At 45.0% G+C, this 18,770-nt stretch carries 15 protein-coding genes and 1 pseudogene; 5 read left to right on the top strand and 11 right to left on the bottom strand.

Annotated features, from left to right (window positions below; all coding sequences use genetic code 11):
- On the top strand, positions 1–569 hold a 569-nt coding region (locus V2H45_RS14185; RefSeq protein ID WP_330484301.1), incomplete at its 5' end, for a rhomboid family intramembrane serine protease.
- 184 nt (positions 570–753) lie between these two features.
- Here the strand turns inward: V2H45_RS14185 and recD2 are convergent.
- From recD2 to thrC, 3 genes are all read right to left on the bottom strand, one after another.
- A complete protein-coding gene (recD2, locus tag V2H45_RS14180) occupies positions 754–3,042 on the bottom strand; it encodes an SF1B family DNA helicase RecD2 (protein ID WP_330484300.1) in 2,289 nt (762 codons plus the stop codon).
- Positions 3,043–3,170: 128 nt separating this feature from the next.
- Positions 3,171–4,235: an N-acetyl-gamma-glutamyl-phosphate reductase gene (argC, locus tag V2H45_RS14175; protein WP_330484299.1), complete on the bottom strand. Its 1,065-nt coding sequence runs from the start codon at positions 4,233–4,235 to the stop codon at positions 3,171–3,173.
- Positions 4,236–4,573: 338 nt separating this feature from the next.
- Entirely contained in the window at positions 4,574–5,884 is a 1,311-nt protein-coding gene (gene thrC / locus V2H45_RS14170) for a threonine synthase (protein WP_330484298.1), read from the bottom strand.
- Between the two features lie 199 nt (positions 5,885–6,083).
- Here thrC and V2H45_RS14165 point away from each other — a divergent pair, with 199 nt between their 5' ends.
- Positions 6,084–7,448, top strand: coding sequence for a DUF3084 domain-containing protein (locus V2H45_RS14165; protein ID WP_330484297.1), 1,365 nt, complete (start codon positions 6,084–6,086; stop codon positions 7,446–7,448).
- Positions 7,449–7,566: 118 nt separating this feature from the next.
- Here V2H45_RS14165 and V2H45_RS14160 read toward each other — a convergent pair whose 3' ends face one another.
- From V2H45_RS14160 to V2H45_RS14150, 3 genes and pseudogenes are all read right to left on the bottom strand, one after another.
- Positions 7,567–8,100, bottom strand: a complete 534-nt coding sequence (locus V2H45_RS14160) for a GGDEF domain-containing protein (RefSeq protein WP_330484302.1) — start codon at positions 8,098–8,100, stop codon at positions 7,567–7,569.
- A 162-nt stretch (positions 8,101–8,262) separates the two neighbouring features.
- Positions 8,263–8,810: pseudogene (locus V2H45_RS14155) on the bottom strand (GGDEF domain-containing protein); the annotation flags it as partial.
- 859 nt (positions 8,811–9,669) lie between these two features.
- Complete coding sequence (locus tag V2H45_RS14150; RefSeq protein ID WP_330484296.1) at positions 9,670–10,665, bottom strand: MBL fold metallo-hydrolase; 996 nt, start codon at positions 10,663–10,665, stop codon at positions 9,670–9,672.
- A gap of 333 nt (positions 10,666–10,998) precedes the next feature.
- Here V2H45_RS14150 and V2H45_RS14145 point away from each other — a divergent pair, with 333 nt between their 5' ends.
- Entirely contained in the window at positions 10,999–11,601 is a 603-nt protein-coding gene (locus V2H45_RS14145; protein ID WP_408648785.1) for a Uma2 family endonuclease, read from the top strand.
- Between the two features lie 340 nt (positions 11,602–11,941).
- Positions 11,942–12,898 carry a hypothetical protein gene (locus V2H45_RS14140; protein WP_330484294.1) on the top strand — a complete coding sequence of 319 codons (957 nt, stop codon included), beginning with the start codon at positions 11,942–11,944 and terminating at the stop codon, positions 12,896–12,898.
- A gap of 251 nt (positions 12,899–13,149) precedes the next feature.
- Here V2H45_RS14140 and V2H45_RS14135 read toward each other — a convergent pair whose 3' ends face one another.
- The 4 genes from V2H45_RS14135 to V2H45_RS14120 all read right to left on the bottom strand — a co-directional run bounded on the left by V2H45_RS14135 (position 13,150) and on the right by V2H45_RS14120 (position 16,814).
- Positions 13,150–13,806, bottom strand: coding sequence for an HAD family hydrolase (locus V2H45_RS14135; RefSeq protein WP_330484293.1), 657 nt, complete (start codon positions 13,804–13,806; stop codon positions 13,150–13,152).
- A gap of 167 nt (positions 13,807–13,973) precedes the next feature.
- Positions 13,974–14,729, bottom strand: coding sequence for a cobalamin biosynthesis protein (locus V2H45_RS14130; RefSeq protein WP_330484292.1), 756 nt, complete (start codon positions 14,727–14,729; stop codon positions 13,974–13,976).
- A 33-nt stretch (positions 14,730–14,762) separates the two neighbouring features.
- Positions 14,763–15,617: a hypothetical protein gene (locus tag V2H45_RS14125; RefSeq protein ID WP_330484291.1), complete on the bottom strand. Its 855-nt coding sequence runs from the start codon at positions 15,615–15,617 to the stop codon at positions 14,763–14,765.
- A gap of 114 nt (positions 15,618–15,731) precedes the next feature.
- A complete protein-coding gene (locus V2H45_RS14120; protein ID WP_330484290.1) occupies positions 15,732–16,814 on the bottom strand; it encodes an Mrp/NBP35 family ATP-binding protein in 1,083 nt (360 codons plus the stop codon).
- Positions 16,815–17,013: 199 nt separating this feature from the next.
- Between V2H45_RS14120 and V2H45_RS14115 the strand changes: the two genes are divergently transcribed.
- The gene (locus V2H45_RS14115; protein WP_330484289.1) at positions 17,014–17,337 is read left to right on the top strand and encodes an STAS domain-containing protein; all 324 of its coding nucleotides are present in this window, start codon (positions 17,014–17,016) and stop codon (positions 17,335–17,337) included.
- Between the two features lie 186 nt (positions 17,338–17,523).
- Here V2H45_RS14115 and V2H45_RS14110 read toward each other — a convergent pair whose 3' ends face one another.
- A complete protein-coding gene (locus V2H45_RS14110; protein ID WP_330484288.1) occupies positions 17,524–18,729 on the bottom strand; it encodes a PP2C family protein-serine/threonine phosphatase in 1,206 nt (401 codons plus the stop codon).
- Between the last annotated feature and the right edge of the window lie 41 nt (positions 18,730–18,770).

Below are 18,770 nucleotides of genomic sequence, written 5' to 3'. Positions count from 1 at the left end.
AGGATTGTAGGGTCTTTATTCGCCATTATAAAAGATGTCAAATCGGTTCTATAGAGAATATCTCTAGGTTTGGATTGTGGCCACCCGCTGTTTGGCAGGGAGAATGGTGGAGATTACTGACCGCGATGTTTTTGCATGTAAATTTAATCCATCTAGCACTTAACATGCTTGGGCTTTATGTCTTGGGTGAATTTGTTGAAGTGACTTTGGGGATTCGCAAATACTTGATTGCCTATTTCTTTAGCGGACTTGGCTCGATGATGACGATTGTCATTCTAAGCATGAAGTTCAATTATCCAATCAATCTGACAGTCGGTGCTTCTGGTGCAATCATGGGCATCATCGGCGCGACAAGTGCAATTCTGTTAAAGGGATGGCTTAGAGAAAAGTCTCGTGTGGCGGCAAAAAGTTTGCGATCGGTTCTCTTCATTATTGGCATTCAAATTATTTTCGATCTAAGCACGCCACAGATTAGTTCGATAGGTCATGCCTCTGGACTTGTGCTGGGCTTTCTCGTCAGTTTGTTCTTAGTTCCAAACTTGAAAAATCCCACAACTAAAGCTACTTAACGTCAGGACAAGAAAACCTGAAACGCTATACATCCCAAGGATCCCCCCCAGCCCCCCTTGAAAAAAAGGGGGGAGAACTCACTTCCCTTTTTCAAGGGGGATACCCGATAGGGCAGAGGGATCAAACCCCTTGTTTCCAGCAAGTCGGATTGCTTTGTTCCGAAATCCTTAACCCGAACTCAGGTTACTTAGCTCTATGTGAGTTTTCTTTTGGCTCCCTAAGATTAAGTATCTGCAACGGTTGGGATTGCAATAGACGCGCATCTAGTTGGGTATAGCGTTGCTTATCTTTGACTTGCCTAATAGCTAGACCGATCGCTTTTTGAGATCCAACTAGAATGGCTAATTTTTTAGCCCTTGTAATGCCTGTATAGATTAAATTACGCGATAGCATCAGGTAATGCTGCATAAAGATAGGCAAAATCACCACAGGATATTCGCTGCCTTGGCTTTTGTGAATTGTGGTGGCGAAGGCCAGACCGATCTCATTTAAGTCGGCATAGTCGTAAATTACGATGCGATCGCCAAACTGCACTGCCACAGCCTGTTCCTCTCGATCGATATCTGAGATAACGCCTAGATCGCCATTAAAGACTTCGCGGTTATAGTCATTTACCTGTTGCAAAACGCGATCGCCGACGCGAAAGGTTGTCGAGCCTCTGATCAGTTCTTGCTTTTCTGCCTGAGCGGGATTCAGTAATTCCTGTAGGGCTTTATTTAAGTTGCGCGTTCCGATCTCCCCCCTCGTCATCGGACAGAGAATTTGCACATCTCGGGCAGGTTCAAATCCCAAGTCAGGCACTAGATAGGTGAGTAAATCGCGAATGGCTTGGACGCCATGCTCTGGTTCGCTGGCATTGAGCCACAGACAATCCGATTGGGGGCGATCGCTCACAGGTTCAATTTGAGGGTACTTACCTTGGTTAATCGTATGGGCGTGACTGACAATTTTGCTAGACTGCGCCTGCCGAAACACTTCTGTTAATTTCACCACAGGTACGCATTCCGATTGAATTAAATCTTGTAAAACATTGCCCGCTCCCACACTGGGTAATTGATCGGCATCGCCAACAAATAGAACCTGTGCGTCGGGTGGTATTGCCTTCATGAGAGAATTCGCTAAAAAAATATCCAACATGGAAGCCTCATCAATCACGATCGCATCGGCATCAATCGGACGATCTTGGTCGCGTTTAAAGCCCATCGAACTCGGATCGAATTCCAATAAACGATGAATGGTTTTTGCTTCCTGTCCTGTCACCTCAGCCAGTCGCTGTGCCGCTCGTCCTGTGGGAGATGCCAAAGCGATCGATTTTCCCATCGCTTTCCAGAGCGCGACAATCGTGCGGACGGTAAAGGTCTTTCCACAGCCCGGATTGCCCGTGAGAATAGTAAACCGTTGACTGGCTGCCATCTCTACGGCTTGACGCTGTTTGACGGAGAGTTCGACATGATATTTCTGCGTGAACCGATCGATCCAGCTCTGTACCCGCAATCCATCTACAATCACCTCACGTTCGAGTAACTGATTGATGCGCTTGGCAAGTCCCTCTTCAGTACGAAAGAAGGTCGGCTTATAACAAATCAGTTGTTCCTCTGCTACTTCCTTACCGCTTTTAAGATCGGCTTTTACGATGATTTCTAATTCCTCGACCATTTTGGGAATCAGTGCCGCGATCGCTTCAGCATCTGGCTCGTGAGCTTCTAAACTCAACTGTTTTACAGAGCGCTCCACCAGTTCCTGTTGCGGTAAATAGCAATGTCCTTCTTCGGCAGCTTCCCCTAAAACATGGAGCATACCACTGCGATAGCGAAACTCTGAAGATGGCGCAACCCCCAAATTCCGCGCGATCGCATCGGCGGTGATAAAGCCAATTCCGTAAATATCCGTAGCAAGCCTGTAGGGATTATCGGTAACCGTGGCGATCGAATCCTTGCCATACTGCTTAAAAATCTTGACCGCATAGACCGTGGAAACCCCATGCCCCTGCAAAAACACCATCACATCCTTAATCGATTTTTGCTCTTGCCAAGCATTCTGGATGGCGACAATCCGTTTTTGAGCGATACCAGGGACTTCGTTTAGGCGATCGATTTGGTTCTCGATAATGTCTAGAGTTTCCAAGCCAAAGTGCGCCACAATCCGTTTGGCGGTAACGACACCCACACCCTTAATCAGTCCGCTACCGAGATATTTCTCCAGCCCAGTCAGCGTTGCTGGCTTGGTTTCTTGATATTGCGTAACTTGAAACTGATCGCCATATTTGGGATGCGATCGCCAAAATCCTTCCAGTTTTAATGTCTGTCCCGCCTGAATATCAGGAAAACTACCGACAATGGTAACGAGTTCCATTTCCTGCGGTGCTTTTAGCCTTGCCACCGTATAACCCGTATCCGCCGAATGAAACGTCAAGCGTTCGACGACACCTTGAAGTTGTTCGTTCTTTTGAGATGAATAGGCACTGTCTTCCATAGTTCATCAATCGAATAGGAGCTTCACGCAGCACCTACAAAAGCAATATTGAATTGCATGCAGAATGTGTGGCGCGAAGCACAACCCACCCCATTCTGAACAATGCATCGATTATACCGTTTGAGATTCTAAGGATAGAAAGTTAGTTGTGGCAGACCGAGGGTTTCTTCCCAGCCCATCATAATGTTTAAGCATTGCAGGGCTTGAGATGCCTGCCCTTTCATCAGGTTATCGATCGCGGAAACGACGATCACGCGACCTGTGCGCTGATCGACCTCCACGCCGAGATAGCAGAGATTGGTTCCACAGGCCCATTTGGTCTGGGGATAGACATTTTTAGGCAGTACCTTGACCCATTGAGAATTGCGATAAAAAGACTTATAGATCGTGAGCAAGTCGTCTTTGGTAAGACCGGGATCGCGCATCTTGGCATAGACCGTCGATAAAATGCCACGCACCATCGGAATTAGATGTGGCGTAAATTGCACCATCACCTCTTGCCCCGCAATATCGCTGCAAACCTGTTCGATTTCTGGGGTATGACGGTGACTGGCAATGCCATAGGCTCCCAGAGAGTTACTGGCTTCGGCTAACAGTAAATTGGTTTTGGGCTGGCGACCACCGCCCGATGTGCCTGACTTGGCATCAATAATAATCGTACTGTGATCGATCAGACCTTGTTTCAACAGAGGTAGCAATGCCAATAGACTCGCCGTCGGATAACAACCCGCACAACCAACTAGATTGGCAGTGGCAATGCGATCGCGATAGAGCTCGGGCAAGCCATACACGGCACTTTGGTTGACTTCGCGATCGGTACGAGGTTCGCCTTCTTTATACCAAGCATCATAAACTTGCAAATCTTTGAACCGATAGTCAGCAGAGAGATCGAGAACCTTACAGCCCTTTGCCAATAGCTTTGGTGCAATCTTGGCAGCTAGACCGTTTGGTAAAGAGAGAAACACAACTTTAGCTCTGGCAGCAACTTCCTCAGGTTCGCAACTTTCGATGGGCAAGTTAACACAGTGAGCTAGGTGAGGATACAGATCGGAAAAATTCTGTCCAACACTGCCGCTACCACCCATATAGGTAATTTCTACAAGTGGGTGTTCGAGTAGCAGTCTGACTAACTGAATGCCGCCATAGCCAGATGCACCGATGATTCCCACTGGTATACGCTTATCTTCACCCATAATTTTTCTGTCCCAGTGTTTCTAAATTTCGTCTTGAGTTTAGGTTTAAAACCCGAAATGATTCTGTATTTACTGCTATCAAAGCTGAGCTAAAGACGCGAGCAATCAGATTAAATGTAAGATACACCCGATAGTGAAATATTGAACAAGTTTCGAGTTATTAATTTGGTTATTTATCAATCTATTGATCGCACCGCAATTATCGATCGGGCGATCGCCCTAATCTTGGAAGACTCGGAATAACTCAATGGTTATAGTTCCGCCAACAAATCGCACAAACAAAAAAGGAGCGATCTTGAGATCGCTCCTACCATAGAGTTTTGAAGATAAAATTTAGATTAGACCGAAACGGGTTGCCATTCCAGACGCTCAAGGGTATGAGAGCGTTCTAGAGCGCGTTCAAAGCTGTTGAGCTTGGGTTCGATTTGTAGGGGCTCGCCGACATAGCCTTGAATGGCTTCCTGCGTTTTTAGCCCGTTACCTGTGATGTATGCCACCGTGGTTTCATCGGGATCGATTTTGCCAGCTTCTACGAGTTTCTTGAGAACGGCGATCGTCGTACCACCAGCGGTCTCAGTGAAGATGCCTTCGGTTTCGGCAAGCAGCTTCATGCCTTCGATAATCTCAGCGTCGGTGACAGATTCGATATTGCCATTGGTTTTGCGTGCGATATCGATCGCATAGATACCATCCGCAGGGTTACCGATCGCAATGCTCTTCGCAATGGTTTTAGGTTTGACAGGGGTAACAAAATCACGTCCGTCACGGAAGGCAGAGGCAATGGGAGAGCAGCCTTCGGCTTGAGCGCCACTAAAGCGCACATCCTTGCCTTCAACCAAGCCAACCTTGACAAATTCTTGGAAGCCCTTGTAAATCTTGGTAAACAGCGACCCAGAAGCGAGGGGAGCAACGATGTGGTCAGGCAGTTGCCAACCCAATTGTTCAATCACTTCATAACCGAGGGTTTTGGAACCTTCAGAATAGTAGGGGCGCAAGTTGATATTCACAAATCCCCAACCATGGGTATTGGCTACCTCAGAGCAAAGGCGATTGACTTGATCGTAATTGCCATGTACGGCAAATACCTTAGGCGCATAGATCACAGTACCGAGTACCTTACCCGCTTCTAGGTCAGAGGGGATAAATACGCAGCAGTCGAGTCCTGCATGGGCGGCGATCGCTGCGGTCGAGTTTGCCAAATTACCCGTACTGGCACAGGCAACGGTGCTAAATCCCAATTCTCGGGCGCGGCTCAACGCGACAGATACCACCCGATCCTTGAAACTGAGGGTGGGCATGTTGACAGCATCGTTTTTGATGTAGAGATTCTTTAAGCCCAATCTACGCGCCAGACGGGAAGCTTTAATTAGGGGAGTCATGCCCGTGCCAACATCAATATAGTTGTCGGTCTCGACGGGTAAAAAATCACGATAACGCCAGATCGAGTTTGGCCCTGCCTGAATGCTTTCGCGGGTGACTTTGGCAGCGATCGCTTCGTAATCGTAAGCCACCTCTAGAGGACCAAAGCAAAATTCGCAGACGTGCATTGCCTTGGCTTCGTACTCTGCTCCACATTCTTTGCATTTCAGACCGCTAAAGGTTGAGACCTTTTCACTGGTATAGCGAGAGTTTTGGGTGGCGCTTGTCATGGCTTTATAACTGCTTGGGATAACTGTTTAGTGGTGAGATTAATTATGAGGAATTAACTTTACTTTTTGAGTTATTCGCAACATATCACAACCTGTCAATAGTCGTCAAATATACCCGACTTTTTTTATCGGCTTTAATTTAAACCCATTCAAGAGGCTGAACTGCTAAGATTGTTTCCTAACTGGTGTAAGGAATTGAATGGCTGGCTACACGCTCATACTGGCGATTTTGATCTTGGGTGGCATTATCGCAACGCTAGGCGATCGGATCGGTTCTAAAGTTGGCAGAGCCCGCCTAAGCATCTTTAATCTAAGACCCCGTAACACTGCCACTTTGGTGACAATTGTTACGGGTGGTGCGATCGCGGCTTCTACCCTAGGTATTTTGCTGGCAAGCAGCAGTCAACTTAGGGATGGATTGTTTCAGTTAGAAAGCATTCGTGCCGATCTGAGCAATACCCAAGCGGAAAAGCTGAAAGTTGAGAAAGAACTAAATACAGCAAGGACGGAGCAAGGGCAAGCACAACAACGCCTCGATCAAATCAATAAATCCCTCGCCCAAGCCCTATTAAAGCAATCTCAAACCCAAAGCCAGCTCAAACTGGTCGAAGGCAAATTTCAAGAGGCTCAAACCGAGCTGCAAAAGGTACAGGAGCAAGAAGCAACCCTGCGCGATCGCGTCCAAAGCCTTAGTTCCGAGCAGGAAAAATTACAAGCAGAAAGTCAGAAATTAGCCCAAGAGCGCGACCAACTCACCAGCGACCTTGCTCGTATCACCACAGAACGTGAAAGCCTGCGCCAAAAAGTTGCCGAGTCAGAAACGAGCTTGAAAGCGATCGAGCAACAGCGTACCCAATTAATCACCGAAGTCTCTTCGCTAGAAACGAGCCGAGATCAGTTACTGGCAAGCATTCAAGCCCTGCGGACGGGTAACGTGGCAATTTTGTCTGACCAACTGTTGGCGATCGGTGTGATCCGTCCCAAGCTCAGCCGAGACGAGCTACGCGAAGCCACGAATCAGCTTTTGCTGCAAGCCGAACAAAATAGCCGCGCCCTCTTAGATTTTCTCCCCGGTCAAGCCCCCCAAGATCGCGTCATTCGGGTTACACAAGCACAGGTCGCTGCTTTGGTGGACAAAATTAGTGATGGTCGCAGCTACGTAGTGCGGATTCTTTCGGCGGGCAACTACCTCAAACGAGAAACTGCGATCATGGTTTCGGCGGATGTTACCCCAAATCGGCAAGTTTTCACAAAGGGCGAAGTAATTGCATCATTACAATTTAAACCCAATCTCTCAGAACGAGAACTAACCTCTAGAGTAGAACAGGTATTCTTACTGGTTAGCTTCCGCGCCAGACGCGAGGGTGTGTTAGCTGACCCGATTACGGGCAAAGTCGGTACATTCTCTCCAGAAGCTTTAAATAATCTGCTACAGAAAATTCGCACGCTCCAATCACCCTTTGAAATTCAGGCGGTGGCAAAGGAAACGATTTTTACTGCCAGTACCTTAACGCTTGAGTTGATCGTTCGGCAAGATGGTGTAGAAGTCGGTCGTTTTGATTAAGTGAAGCTTGAATGAGCGCATGAAAGATTCAAGAATCTCGCGTCGATCTCTTAATTGGAATGCCTATGAGATCGGTCCATTTTTCTATCCTATAGGGAAACTTACATGCTTGCGATTTTTAGAATCTAATCTGATTTCGTCCGCCTTTTTTTGCCTCACGCACTTTGTCACTTGCACGTTGTAACAGAGCTACTGGATCTATGTCCTCAGGGATAAGTTCGACAACTCCAATACTGGCAGTCACTTGGAAGTGTTGCTTGTTATAGGCAGTAACAGTCTCCTCTTCCAAAGCTAAGCGGATTCGCTCAGCAACCTGAGATCCTTCACTCAGTTCAGTGTCGGGCATGATAATACAGAACTCCTCTCCGCCATAACGTGCTACCCAGTCTGTGATCCTAACATTGCCTTGAAGTACTTCTGTAGCGGCTTTAAGAGCGCGATCGCCCGTAGGAAAGCCATAGGTTCTATTGACCTCACCGAAATGATCTAGATCGAGGAGGGCAACGGTTAAGTGTCGATTATGCTTCTGAGACTTTTCTAATTCCCGCAGCAGCAAACGATCTAGATAGCGGCGATTGAAAACTCCAGTTAATCCGTCACGATCTGCCTCTGCTCGATACTGTTTGTAGAGCTTACGGGCTTTTAACACCATATAGCTTGCCATTCTTGCTGCCGCTACATGAATGCGATTTTCAAAATCGGCAATTAGTCCGTCTTGTCCATCAGCATCAGCGATCGCATCAAATTCACTAGCGGTCACAACGCAGTTACGCCCTTTTCCCTTGGCAGCATAGAGACACTGATCGGCTTCCTCCATGAGTTCTTCAAATGAGGAATGTCCGCTAAATGAAGCAACGCCAAAGGAAGCGGTGACTCGAATTGCATCAAATTCGTGGTTTTCAATTTGAGCCCTGAGAAACTCTGCGAAAGCTCTCCCCTGCTCAAGGCTACCGCGCATACAAACCACAAATTCCTCTCCACCAACCCGAGCGACAAGGTCAGAACCAAGGGCATATTGCCGCAATAGTTGTCCTATTTTTTGTAAGTTTGGTCACCAGCATCGTGACCAAAGGTATCGTTGAGAGCCTTGAAATGATCGAGATCTAAAAGGATAAGGCATAGGGGTTCCTCTGCATCATTGGATTCAATCATGCCGATCGCATAGTCTTGAAGCCTTTGACGGTTGGCGACACCTGTTAGGCTGTCAATAAGTGTCCCTGAATGCTTTTGTCGTCTATGCCACTCGCAGCGTCTTAAACGGAGAACTATCTGCGATGCTGCGTCCCGCCTGCATATCTCATCTTCTGCCTCCAACCAACTGAGAACCTCAGTCTCTTGATCAACTGTATCCACCAAAATCATCGTCGGGAGTCGAAGACTTATCTTGGTATTTTTGAGATTCTCAAGACTTTCAAAAATCCTAATATCAAGCACAAGAAGGTCAAACTTGCTTTGGCTGAGAATTAGCGGATCGATTGAATGTAGCTCAAAATCTGGGAACAAGTCTTTTGTTGTGGGCAAATCCATTGGACTGCACCAAGCAACTCGAATCACTATATCCTGTTCATCCATCAGCTTTACTTCTATTACCCAACAACCTTAGGAGAGGCTTGCTACTATGCCCCTCATGATAATTTAAAGCCTAGCGACTGAATTTAGCGGTAACCAACAATCTTAATCTACTACTAAACCGTCTCCTTAATACTATTTTCAAATAAAAATGCAACGCATTTGGTTTGAACATACTGTGCGCTGCGCGGAAATCAAAATCCGAATCTGTTGCAAATTTAGAAGAAATTGATATTGGATCTGGAAACGTGCAAGATTTCGGTTGTCTCTAATTGCTATTGACTGTCAAGCAAAACCATTGATGGCGTAACAGATCGTTCTACGCGTATCCACTGCCGCAATTGGTCATTCATTCACAGATTATAGTTGCGGGAGCTTTTTTACATTTTCAAACAGCTTCTTAGCCACTCACACTTCCTGTACATGGCTAGCGAATGCTCACTTCTACTTGGCTTTCTTCTTGCAAGGTCAACACAGAGAAGAGCTGGTACAAAGTGTCAGCTCTTCTCTATTTAGAACGTATAAACTTGGAATGTTTCATCTCAAGGACACAATTCGATTTTCTATGTCCATGCATTGCAGAGCTAGTGCAGAATTGGTTCGCAAAATCTTGAGCTAGGGAGCGTGAGTGCGATATAACATTAGTAAATAATTAAGAAGAGAAAGTGATTTGAGTACCTAGTCCACCAGATTCATATTCCTTCCCAAACACCTTTCTGAAGATCCCAAAGGCTAGATGCCCAGTACAGTGAGTAGGAACGATATGGCGAACACCTAACTCATTTTTTAATTGAACTGCAAGTTTCTCAATATAGGGTTTGTCATAAGGGAATAGATGCAGACCACCGACAACAGTATCGACATTCCGCCCCAAAGCTGTTTTGGTTGCTTGCACGATTTTTTCAATTCCTGTATGCGAGCATCCCGACACTACAACTTCGCCTTTGCTGGTTTTCAGCGCTAAAGAAAGTTCTGGCAATCCAGCTAAAGCAGGTTTTTCAGGAGAATTGGGTGGATATCCATTGAACCCGCCAAGATATGGAGATTTTGTTGCAATCAGGGTGATTCCAGGGGCAACTTCTAGATTCTTGCTGAGATACTGCACGTTTTTGGCTTGGTAAAACCTGCCACTAGGTGTGAGAAATGCTTTGTCAACTCCCGTCTCAAAATATCGTTCTTCAGGGGGCAGTTTGCTTGCCGCCGTGGGATCGGGGCCACCGAATACAAAGTCACGGGATGCGCCTAAAGTATTTACGTCTTCGGGCAGATAGATTTTGACATTGGGATTAACACTGACAAGATAATCAAATCCGCTTAGGTGATCTGCATGGGGATGGGACAACACAGCAAAGTCGAGCGTTTTTAGGTCTAAACCTAATGCTTCCACATTTTTCTTGAAGGTATCGGCATTATTACCGCCATCAAAGAGAATTCTTTTCCCGTTATATTCTATGAGGGAGCTATAGCCCCAGTCTTTAATCAAACGGAAATTCCTTTTCCCAAAAGCATCATACAAACTGACAATCCGATTTTGAGTTGAAGGCGCTGCTAAAATCTTTTCGGGAGGCGCAAAAAAACTGAAGGAGAGAACTGCCATGAAAGCTACTACAAAGGCAAGCATGGCTGTAAGTAGGCGATTTTGTTTCATAAAATTGGTAACTCCAAGATGGGAGAGATAGCGATCGCGCATCTACGGTATTCCTATCGACAAACTGTACTTTGTTGACCCAACAATATCATGCAGGATTTAGTGAAAGCAAGAATGAAAAATTGGTAATAAGCGATCGCTCGATCTCGCGTTTATTTCTAAAAGGAAGTTGCAATGGCTAGAGTGATTACCCAAGAGATTCTTTGATAGTTCTTCTAATCTGGTCTGGAACTTGCTTGCTATTTGTAAAATACCTCACTTATTTAAAATGATATATTTAGCTATATAAATCCTGTAGGAATCCCATTAGTTTAATCTGTGGACTTAAATCTAATGACCCAAGCGATCGCAACGAATAATCTGGAATTAATTCAGCCATTAGCTCATCCAAAAGTTTTGACTGATGAGCAGTTCATGTCATTACCTGAAGATGGCAATTGTTATGAGTATGTGGATGGAGAGCTCGTCATTGCGGCAAATTCAGGTGTAGAGCATGGATATTTGGCTCTTACTCTCGGATATTTTCTGACCGGTTTTGTGCGGACTGATAAGCTTGGCGTGACTTGTGATTCTAGTACTGCTTTTAAAATGAAGACTGGTAATAAGCGATCGCCCGATCTTGCGTTTATTGCTAAAGAACGGTTGCAAGGGCTAAAGCGCTTACCAAAAGGATTTTTTGATGGCGCTCCCGATCTGGCTGTAGAAATTATCTCTCCTAATAATACTTTTGAGGAAATCCATAACAAGTTGGTGGAGTATTTTGAGAATGGAACTCGCTTAGCATGGGTGATTTTACCTGATGAGGAATGTGTATTGGTTTACCATAAACCTAAGCCTTCTAAGCTTTTGCAGCTAGAACATAGCCTTGATGGTGAAGATGTAATTCCCAATTTTAATCTTCCTTTATCAGAGTTGTTCCAAGAGTTATCTTTTTAAATAAATGATGCAGACTACACCTATTTGAACTATGTCTGCTTCAGCTAAATCTTTAAGAGAGATTGCTAAGGCGATCGCGCAGTTTTCTGGGCGGCTCAACTTTATCAAGGTTTATTTTGAATCATAGTTTTAAGAATATTATGCTGTACTTTGATAAGTAAAACTCTATTTAGGTACATTACTCTGCAAAAATCTTGTTATCACATTTATTGGTTGCTTTATCCGACAAGTTGCGTGATGCTAATCTTGTATAGGTAATCCACAAGATAATATATATATATATAGTTAGCCTACTTAACGCAATAAAATACCAAGATCAACCCATGTGCATTTGAATGACATGTTGCAACAATCTATCCGTTTAATTGATTTGGCTCCTGAAGAGTGGTTCTCAAGCAAAGAGACGAGTTCTATTTGGATAAGTTGTTACCGCATTTTTCGAGTTTTACCTGACAACTTAGCAACTTCTGGAATTATCAATTTACCTGATGTTGTCGTTGTTCCACTGTGGGGACAAGTTCGCTACACTGATGCAAGTCAAGCGAAAATAGTATTCATTACAGAGGAAAAATGGGAGTTTGATGTGTCTCAAATTCAGGAGAAAGACACTCTTGAAGGTGCATATATTTTATTGATTTCACCATTTGTTGTTGATGGTCAAGAACGTCCAGAGCCTGAAGTACGGCAGGTACTACAGGAAACAGTTGCTCTTTTTATGGCAATGAATGGTCGAAACACTGCTTTTGAACTTGTATTTGATAATATTCTTCCAATGACTGGTGAAAAGACAACAGTAATCTCCCCCATGGTTGAGAATCCGTTATGGTTTTCAGCACCGAATTTTTCCTCCGAGAGATTACTAGATATTCAAAGTGTGGCGAAAGCAATAGACCATTTGCCTCCAGAGGAAAAAAATCGCATCAAGTTATCGCTTAGATGGTTTGAGTTAGCAATGCGAAAACACGGTGTTGACTCCTTTCTTAGCTTCTGGATCGCACTTGAGACATTGTCGATGGATAATACAGATATTCGTCCAATAAATAAGACACTTGCTCGTGTATACGAAGTTTCTGTCCAAGAGGCAAATCAGCAGTTTGGAGTCGGTCGCGTGTTTGGTCTGAGATCCAAAATCGTTCACCAAGGTCATATTGCATCTATTCACGCAAACCTTCAGCGATATCTGGAGGCTTTGTACAGTGATCTTCTTCTTGCCGAGCTAGATTTGCCATCAGAATATAAGGCACAATTAGTCCTGAATGACCCAGAGTTTGATTTAATATCATATGTGACGGTTTAGCAATCGGCCGCACACGGAACGTTTTTGCTCAATCATTTATGATGCAAAGTGTATCGGTGTCTGGTGAGCCGCAGTCCGTTATATTTAACTGATGCGCCCGTTAATGTTATCTGTTTCACGCCAAGATGAGGTAGTCAAAAATAGTTCGCTTCGTTGTTGAGTTCCGAGAAGTTATCGGTGATTCCTTGCAGGATGCGTTTCGCCGCAAAGACAAGTAATTGTGAAGCGATCGCACATTTTGCTCGTGGGTTCTAAACTTTCAACAAATTTGGTAATTGACGCATATCCTCAAAAACTAACTTTGCACCTGCGGAAATTAGCGCCTCACGATGGGAAGAGTTGCGATCGCTGGGCGCATACCCCAATACCCGCATCCCTGCGGCAGATCCCGCTTGTACACCTGTAACCGAATCTTCGATGACCACGCAATTTTCTGGTGCATAGCCCATTTGACTGGCGGCATGGAGGTACAGATCGGGAAAAGGCTTGGGGCGATCGACATGGTGAGAGCTATATAACTTTCCATCAAAATGATGCAACAGATTTGTTAATCCCAAGACCAGTTGAATATGTCGAGGACTGCTATTCGATGCCACACATCTTGGTAAGGTAAGCTCTTTTAATGTGTCAGCAATTCCCGAAATTGCTTGAAGTTCTTGCTGTAATGCTGCGATTTCTCGTTCTTTACCCCGTTCGAGCCAGATCGGAGGAACTGGTCTACCGTAGGTTGTCTCAATAATCTCTAGGCAAGTTGCGAATGATTTCCCCACAAATTTCTCGATAACTTCTTCATAAGTGATTGTAAAACCTGCTTCAGTTAATGTCTCTGCAAAAATACGGTTTACAATGGGTTCGCTATTTACCAGCACGCCATCACAATCAAAAATTACTAATTCCACATTTGCCATAGTTTAGCGAGCAGTTACTTTTTACTGATATTCTAGACGTTTAACGGGTCGTTCTGCTCAGCTACCGGGAGCAGAAGTCAGTGAGCGTTGTCGAACTGATTAGAAATCTTCTCTTGCAATCTCTTTGGGGTGATTCCCCGCCGCTTGCTGTGGAATAACTGCCAAGGTTAGTCTTGGAGTTCATACCTTTGATGATATTCTCTGATTGCCACAGCGATCGCCACAGTCACTGATCCTTTTTGGTTGGGCTGCTTGAATATCTGTTTGGGTATAAGTAGGATAGAAGTTAGATCTAAATCAGCTAGGGGAATGGAATCTATTTCAGTTATAGTCAAGATCGCGGCAGCTTCCGACACGCTGGGCGTTCCGACTTCTCGATCTACGGATGAATTAGGATTGGGAACGGCGATCGCACCAAGACTCTCTGAATTGTAGAAACGTAAAGGCAGATCGCGATCGCGACAAAATTCTAACAAGCCAACCTCATCCACCTTGCGATCGATGGTGGCAATACCTGCGATCGCTTGTTCCGATAAGTGGCGAGAACGGCAGGCGATCGCGATCGCCTGTGCGATTGTTTGTGCAGATGTACCGCGTTCGCAACCTATTCCTATCCATAACACCCTCGGATGCCATTGCACTTTAGGGAAATCCGACTCAGGCGAAAACTGCCTTTGAATGTGGCTAATCCAAACTCGGGCTTTAGGCGAAGGAGTGGTATTGTGAATTTCAGGAAATCCAAACTGAAAGGAATGTCCCTCTGGTAGATGGGTTTGCCAAAGCGTAGAACCGACCTCTTGAATTACCTGAATTGGCTCTCGACGAGCGATCGCATCATTCACAGCTTGCCAATTCCCAGAACCACGTTGCCAGCCCAGAGGTTCGCCTAACGTCTCTATATCCAGCAATTCCATATCACCCATTGGAACTCCGATGGAAGCTTGTGGAATCAATCGTTAGGAATCTGCGATCGCTTCAACCTTTGATTCTATTTTGGCTTCTATTTGAGACTCAACTTGAGGTTCTAAGGTCGCTTCAATTGGTGGTGCACTAGTCGTTTTAGCACCTACCTCTACAGTAATTTTTGTATCAGCTTGTAGGGTGGTTGGCAAGGGCTTTTGCAAGTTTTGGGGCACACTCACAACAACATCGCTATCCAGACACATAGACTTGAGCTTATCGACAAACAACGAAGACTCTGCAAATAGCTGCATATTTTCTAGTGCTGAGCGATAAACATCAGAGACATGCGGGGGAACCTGTGCAGTAGAAACAGATCTAGGAGAAGATACTGGAATCGAGTTTTTGCTTGGCTTGGCTGCGATCGGCTGCTCTTGCTTGCGACTAGATTTAGGCAGAGGGATGCGCTCTGAGAGATTTTGAGTGGAAGTATTTTGAGTGGGTGAAGTTATGGAACGACCTACACCCTTTGATGTCTCAGGCTTAGGTGTTTCAAGCTTCGCTGGCTCATTTCTAGGCAGTTCAGCTTTAACGGTTTTCGCTTTGTCCGTTGTATAGGTGACTTTTTGAGGATGATTCGAGAAAGCAGCGGGGAGCTGCGTCACAAAGTCACCGCAAACCAGACGCTCAAATTCTCGATTAAACCGACAATGAGGTTCTCCTTTACGTTCCCAAAAGGACAAAATCTGGTTAACAGATACCGCTTTATAGCGTCCCTGAAATAATGATTCTACGATCGCGAGGCGAACCCAGCTAGATTCGTATTTGCTCCACACTCGGGCGAGATCGTCAGTCGTGTAACCGCCGAGGTCAAAGCTATAGTATTGCAACATGGCAATTACAGTGTCCATGAGGCCTCACGGGATTCTTACTAGAGTTGAGCCAACAATTTTCATAATTGACAGTCTCACTATATTACATTGCTGCGATTCTAGCTATTATTTCAGGTTGCCTACTGGCAAAAACTAAGCTTCTGATGTTGAAACCTTGAGTGCGATCGCTTGAGCAATTGCCTTTAAAGCCTTTGCCGAAGCAGATTCAGGATGGCTGAGCGTGATTGGAATGCCGCGATCGCCGCCTTCTCGCAGCCCAATTTCTAAAGGAACGCAACCCAACAAAGGTAAATCTAGCTCTGCGGCGGTTTTTGCCCCACCCCCCGAGCCAAAAATGTCATATTGCTTATCGGGCATATCAGGCGGAATAAAGTAGCTCATATTCTCTACAATCCCTAACACGCGCACGTTCAGGCTTTGGAACATCTTGAGTCCTTTACGCGAATCTAATAGAGAAACGGTTTGGGGCGTTGTGACAATGATTGCCCCAGCAATCGGGACGGACTGCGTTAGGGTTAACTGAGCATCTCCCGTTCCTGGAGGCATATCAACAATCAAATAATCGAGCGTGCCCCAGTTAGCTTGATATAAAAACTGACGGATGACGCCATTTAGCATGGGGCCTCGCCACATCACAGGCTGATCTTTTTCGATCAAAAATGCCATCGAAATCATCTTCACGCCATGATTAAATGCTGGCTCGACAATATCTAAGCCCTCGGCATTTTTGGTTACTTGAATCTGTGCGGCATCCATACCCAACATCACAGGGACATTGGGCCCATAGATATCCGCATCAAGAATGCCTACCTTTGCCCCCATCTCTGCTAGCGTAACTGCCAAATTTACAGCGACAGAGGTTTTACCAACACCACCCTTGCCACTAGAAACAGCAAGAATATGTTTCACCCCTTCAATGCCTACGCCAGTTCCTACACTGGTAGCTGAATCTTTAGCGATCGCTGGTGTTTCGGTAATAACTTTCACCCAGACATCTTTTACTGCGGGTAAGGTCTTGATTGCGCTTTTACACTGTTCGATCAGAGCATCTCGATACGAACTACTGGGATTTACCAAGCTAAAACTCACGACACCAGATGGTTTGACCACAACATCCCGAATCTTATTGAGATCGACTAAGCTTTTTTTCTCTTGAGGTTCTAGGATCGAAGTAAGTACGTTTAGAATTTGTTCGGGACTAGGTAATTCGGACATGAATAGAAACCTGATGACATTGCTGTAGATATTTTGACCTTTGTTGCCACGTTTGCCAAATTTCAACTTTCCACATGTTGATGAAATTGAGCAAACCTACTGAGTTGCTGGTATAACTTATAACTACTGATATCAATTGGTAATTTGAGATTTAAGCTTAATTTTGCTATCTTCAGTAAGTCACAATCGGAGTCAACGCATGAGTGCTGAAATTGAAATTCTTGAACCATCTGGACGCTTAGATGTCACTAGTGCTAGTCAATTTCGCCGCCAAGTCAGTCAAATTTCTACCAATAAGCCGAAGTTTCTGCTAATTGACCTCAAGGAAATTAGCTTTATGGACAGCTCTGGTCTTGGTGCACTTGTTTCAGCATTAAAGACGATGCGTAGTGTTGATGGAGACATGGCAATCTGTTCTGCAAGCGAGCAAGTACAGATGTTGTTTGAGCTAACGAGCATGAGCAAAATATTTAAAATCTACGCTAGCCGTGATGACTTTAATGCAAAGGTAGGGGCAGGCTAGAAAATCTCGGTGGAACGATCTGTAATTTTTCTTTTGGAATTGCACAAGGGATTTAACTTGATTTTCGGGGCAGTATCACGAGGTCGCTGTTTAGATATGTCTGTAATCTCTTTATAAGAAAAGTTTGGCAAAGAGGTCAAATAAAACCTTTCGTGGATTTTGCGCTTTCTAGTAGCAGGTTTCTTTCTAGCTAGAAAAGCGAACTTCAAGTAAAGATAGGTCATCATCTAGATTGTTTTGACCAGTTTTGTTTATTTGTTTGGCACAGCTTAAAGCATACTCAATCGGTGAAGTTGCTTCGCCAGCTTCTGATATGCGGCTCTCAGGAAATTGCATTAACGTGTCAACCAATGCCTCAATTCCCCAAATGCTGTCATCTTCTAGGGGAATTTCATAGGCTCCGTCACTAAATATGTATAGGGCACTTCCAGCCTTAATCTCACAGAAGGTTTCTTCATATTCAACATCGGGCATCATGCCAATTGGTAAACCAAAAGTCTTAAGCTGCTGTACTAGGCGAGGTTTGGACTGAGCGTCAGATTGAGCGTTGTCTGGACTAATTAAAACTGCTGGGGGATGACCACCACTGGCATAGGTGAGTTGGCGAGTATTTTTGTTATAGACGCCATACCAAATCGTAAAATACATATCTTTGTGATCTGACATCTGAAAGTTGGTGTTTAGATCGCTTAAGACTTCACTGGGCTTGCGAAAATTAGTTGCTTCTAAAGGGTGCGTGCGACTGCGTAGTCCTCTAGTTCGCAATAGATTTAAAACGGATACTGAGAGCAAAGCCGAACCTACCCCATGACCCGACACATCTAGCAGGTAGACCACAAAATTGTCGTCATCTAGCCAGTAATAGTCAAAGCAATCTCCGCCTAGCTGTGTGGAAGGCAAAAAGCAAGAATGAATGGAAACGTCATCTTCTAGATCGGGCGGCAAGAGCGATCGCACATATTCGGCAGCCTGAGACAATTCGTTTTCGAGTAATTGCTTTTGTAACTGTAAGTCATGATTTGCCTGATACAAACGTAGCCCCGCTCTCACCCGTGCTTTTAACTCATTGATTCGGGGTGGCTTTGCCAGAAAATCATCAGCTCCAGTTTCAAACCCCTGTACTAAATCTCCTTCTTGATCTCGTGCCGTCAACAAAATAAAGTATGTATTGGCTAGCTCGGGAGTTGCCTTAACGCTACGGCAGACTTCTAGCCCATCAATCACAGGCATCATCCAATCACAAATAATCAGTGAGGGATGTAGACTTTTTGCAATGCGCAGACCTTCCCCACCATCTGCTGCCAATACGACTTCATAGCCCTGATTTTTGAGTGACCTTGATAAGGTCAGACGCATAGTTGGGTCATCATCAATAATCAGAATTTGAGACATACAGAGATTTTTATCCTTCGGGTTTAATATCTCATTATTTA

Source organism: Tumidithrix elongata BACA0141 (genome assembly GCF_036349135.1).
In the GTDB taxonomy this organism is placed as follows: Bacteria; Cyanobacteriota; Cyanobacteriia; order Pseudanabaenales; family Pseudanabaenaceae; genus Tumidithrix; species Tumidithrix elongata.
The sequence above is the reverse complement of the archived record's forward strand: the minus strand, read 5'-3'. Positions and strand labels throughout refer to the sequence as shown.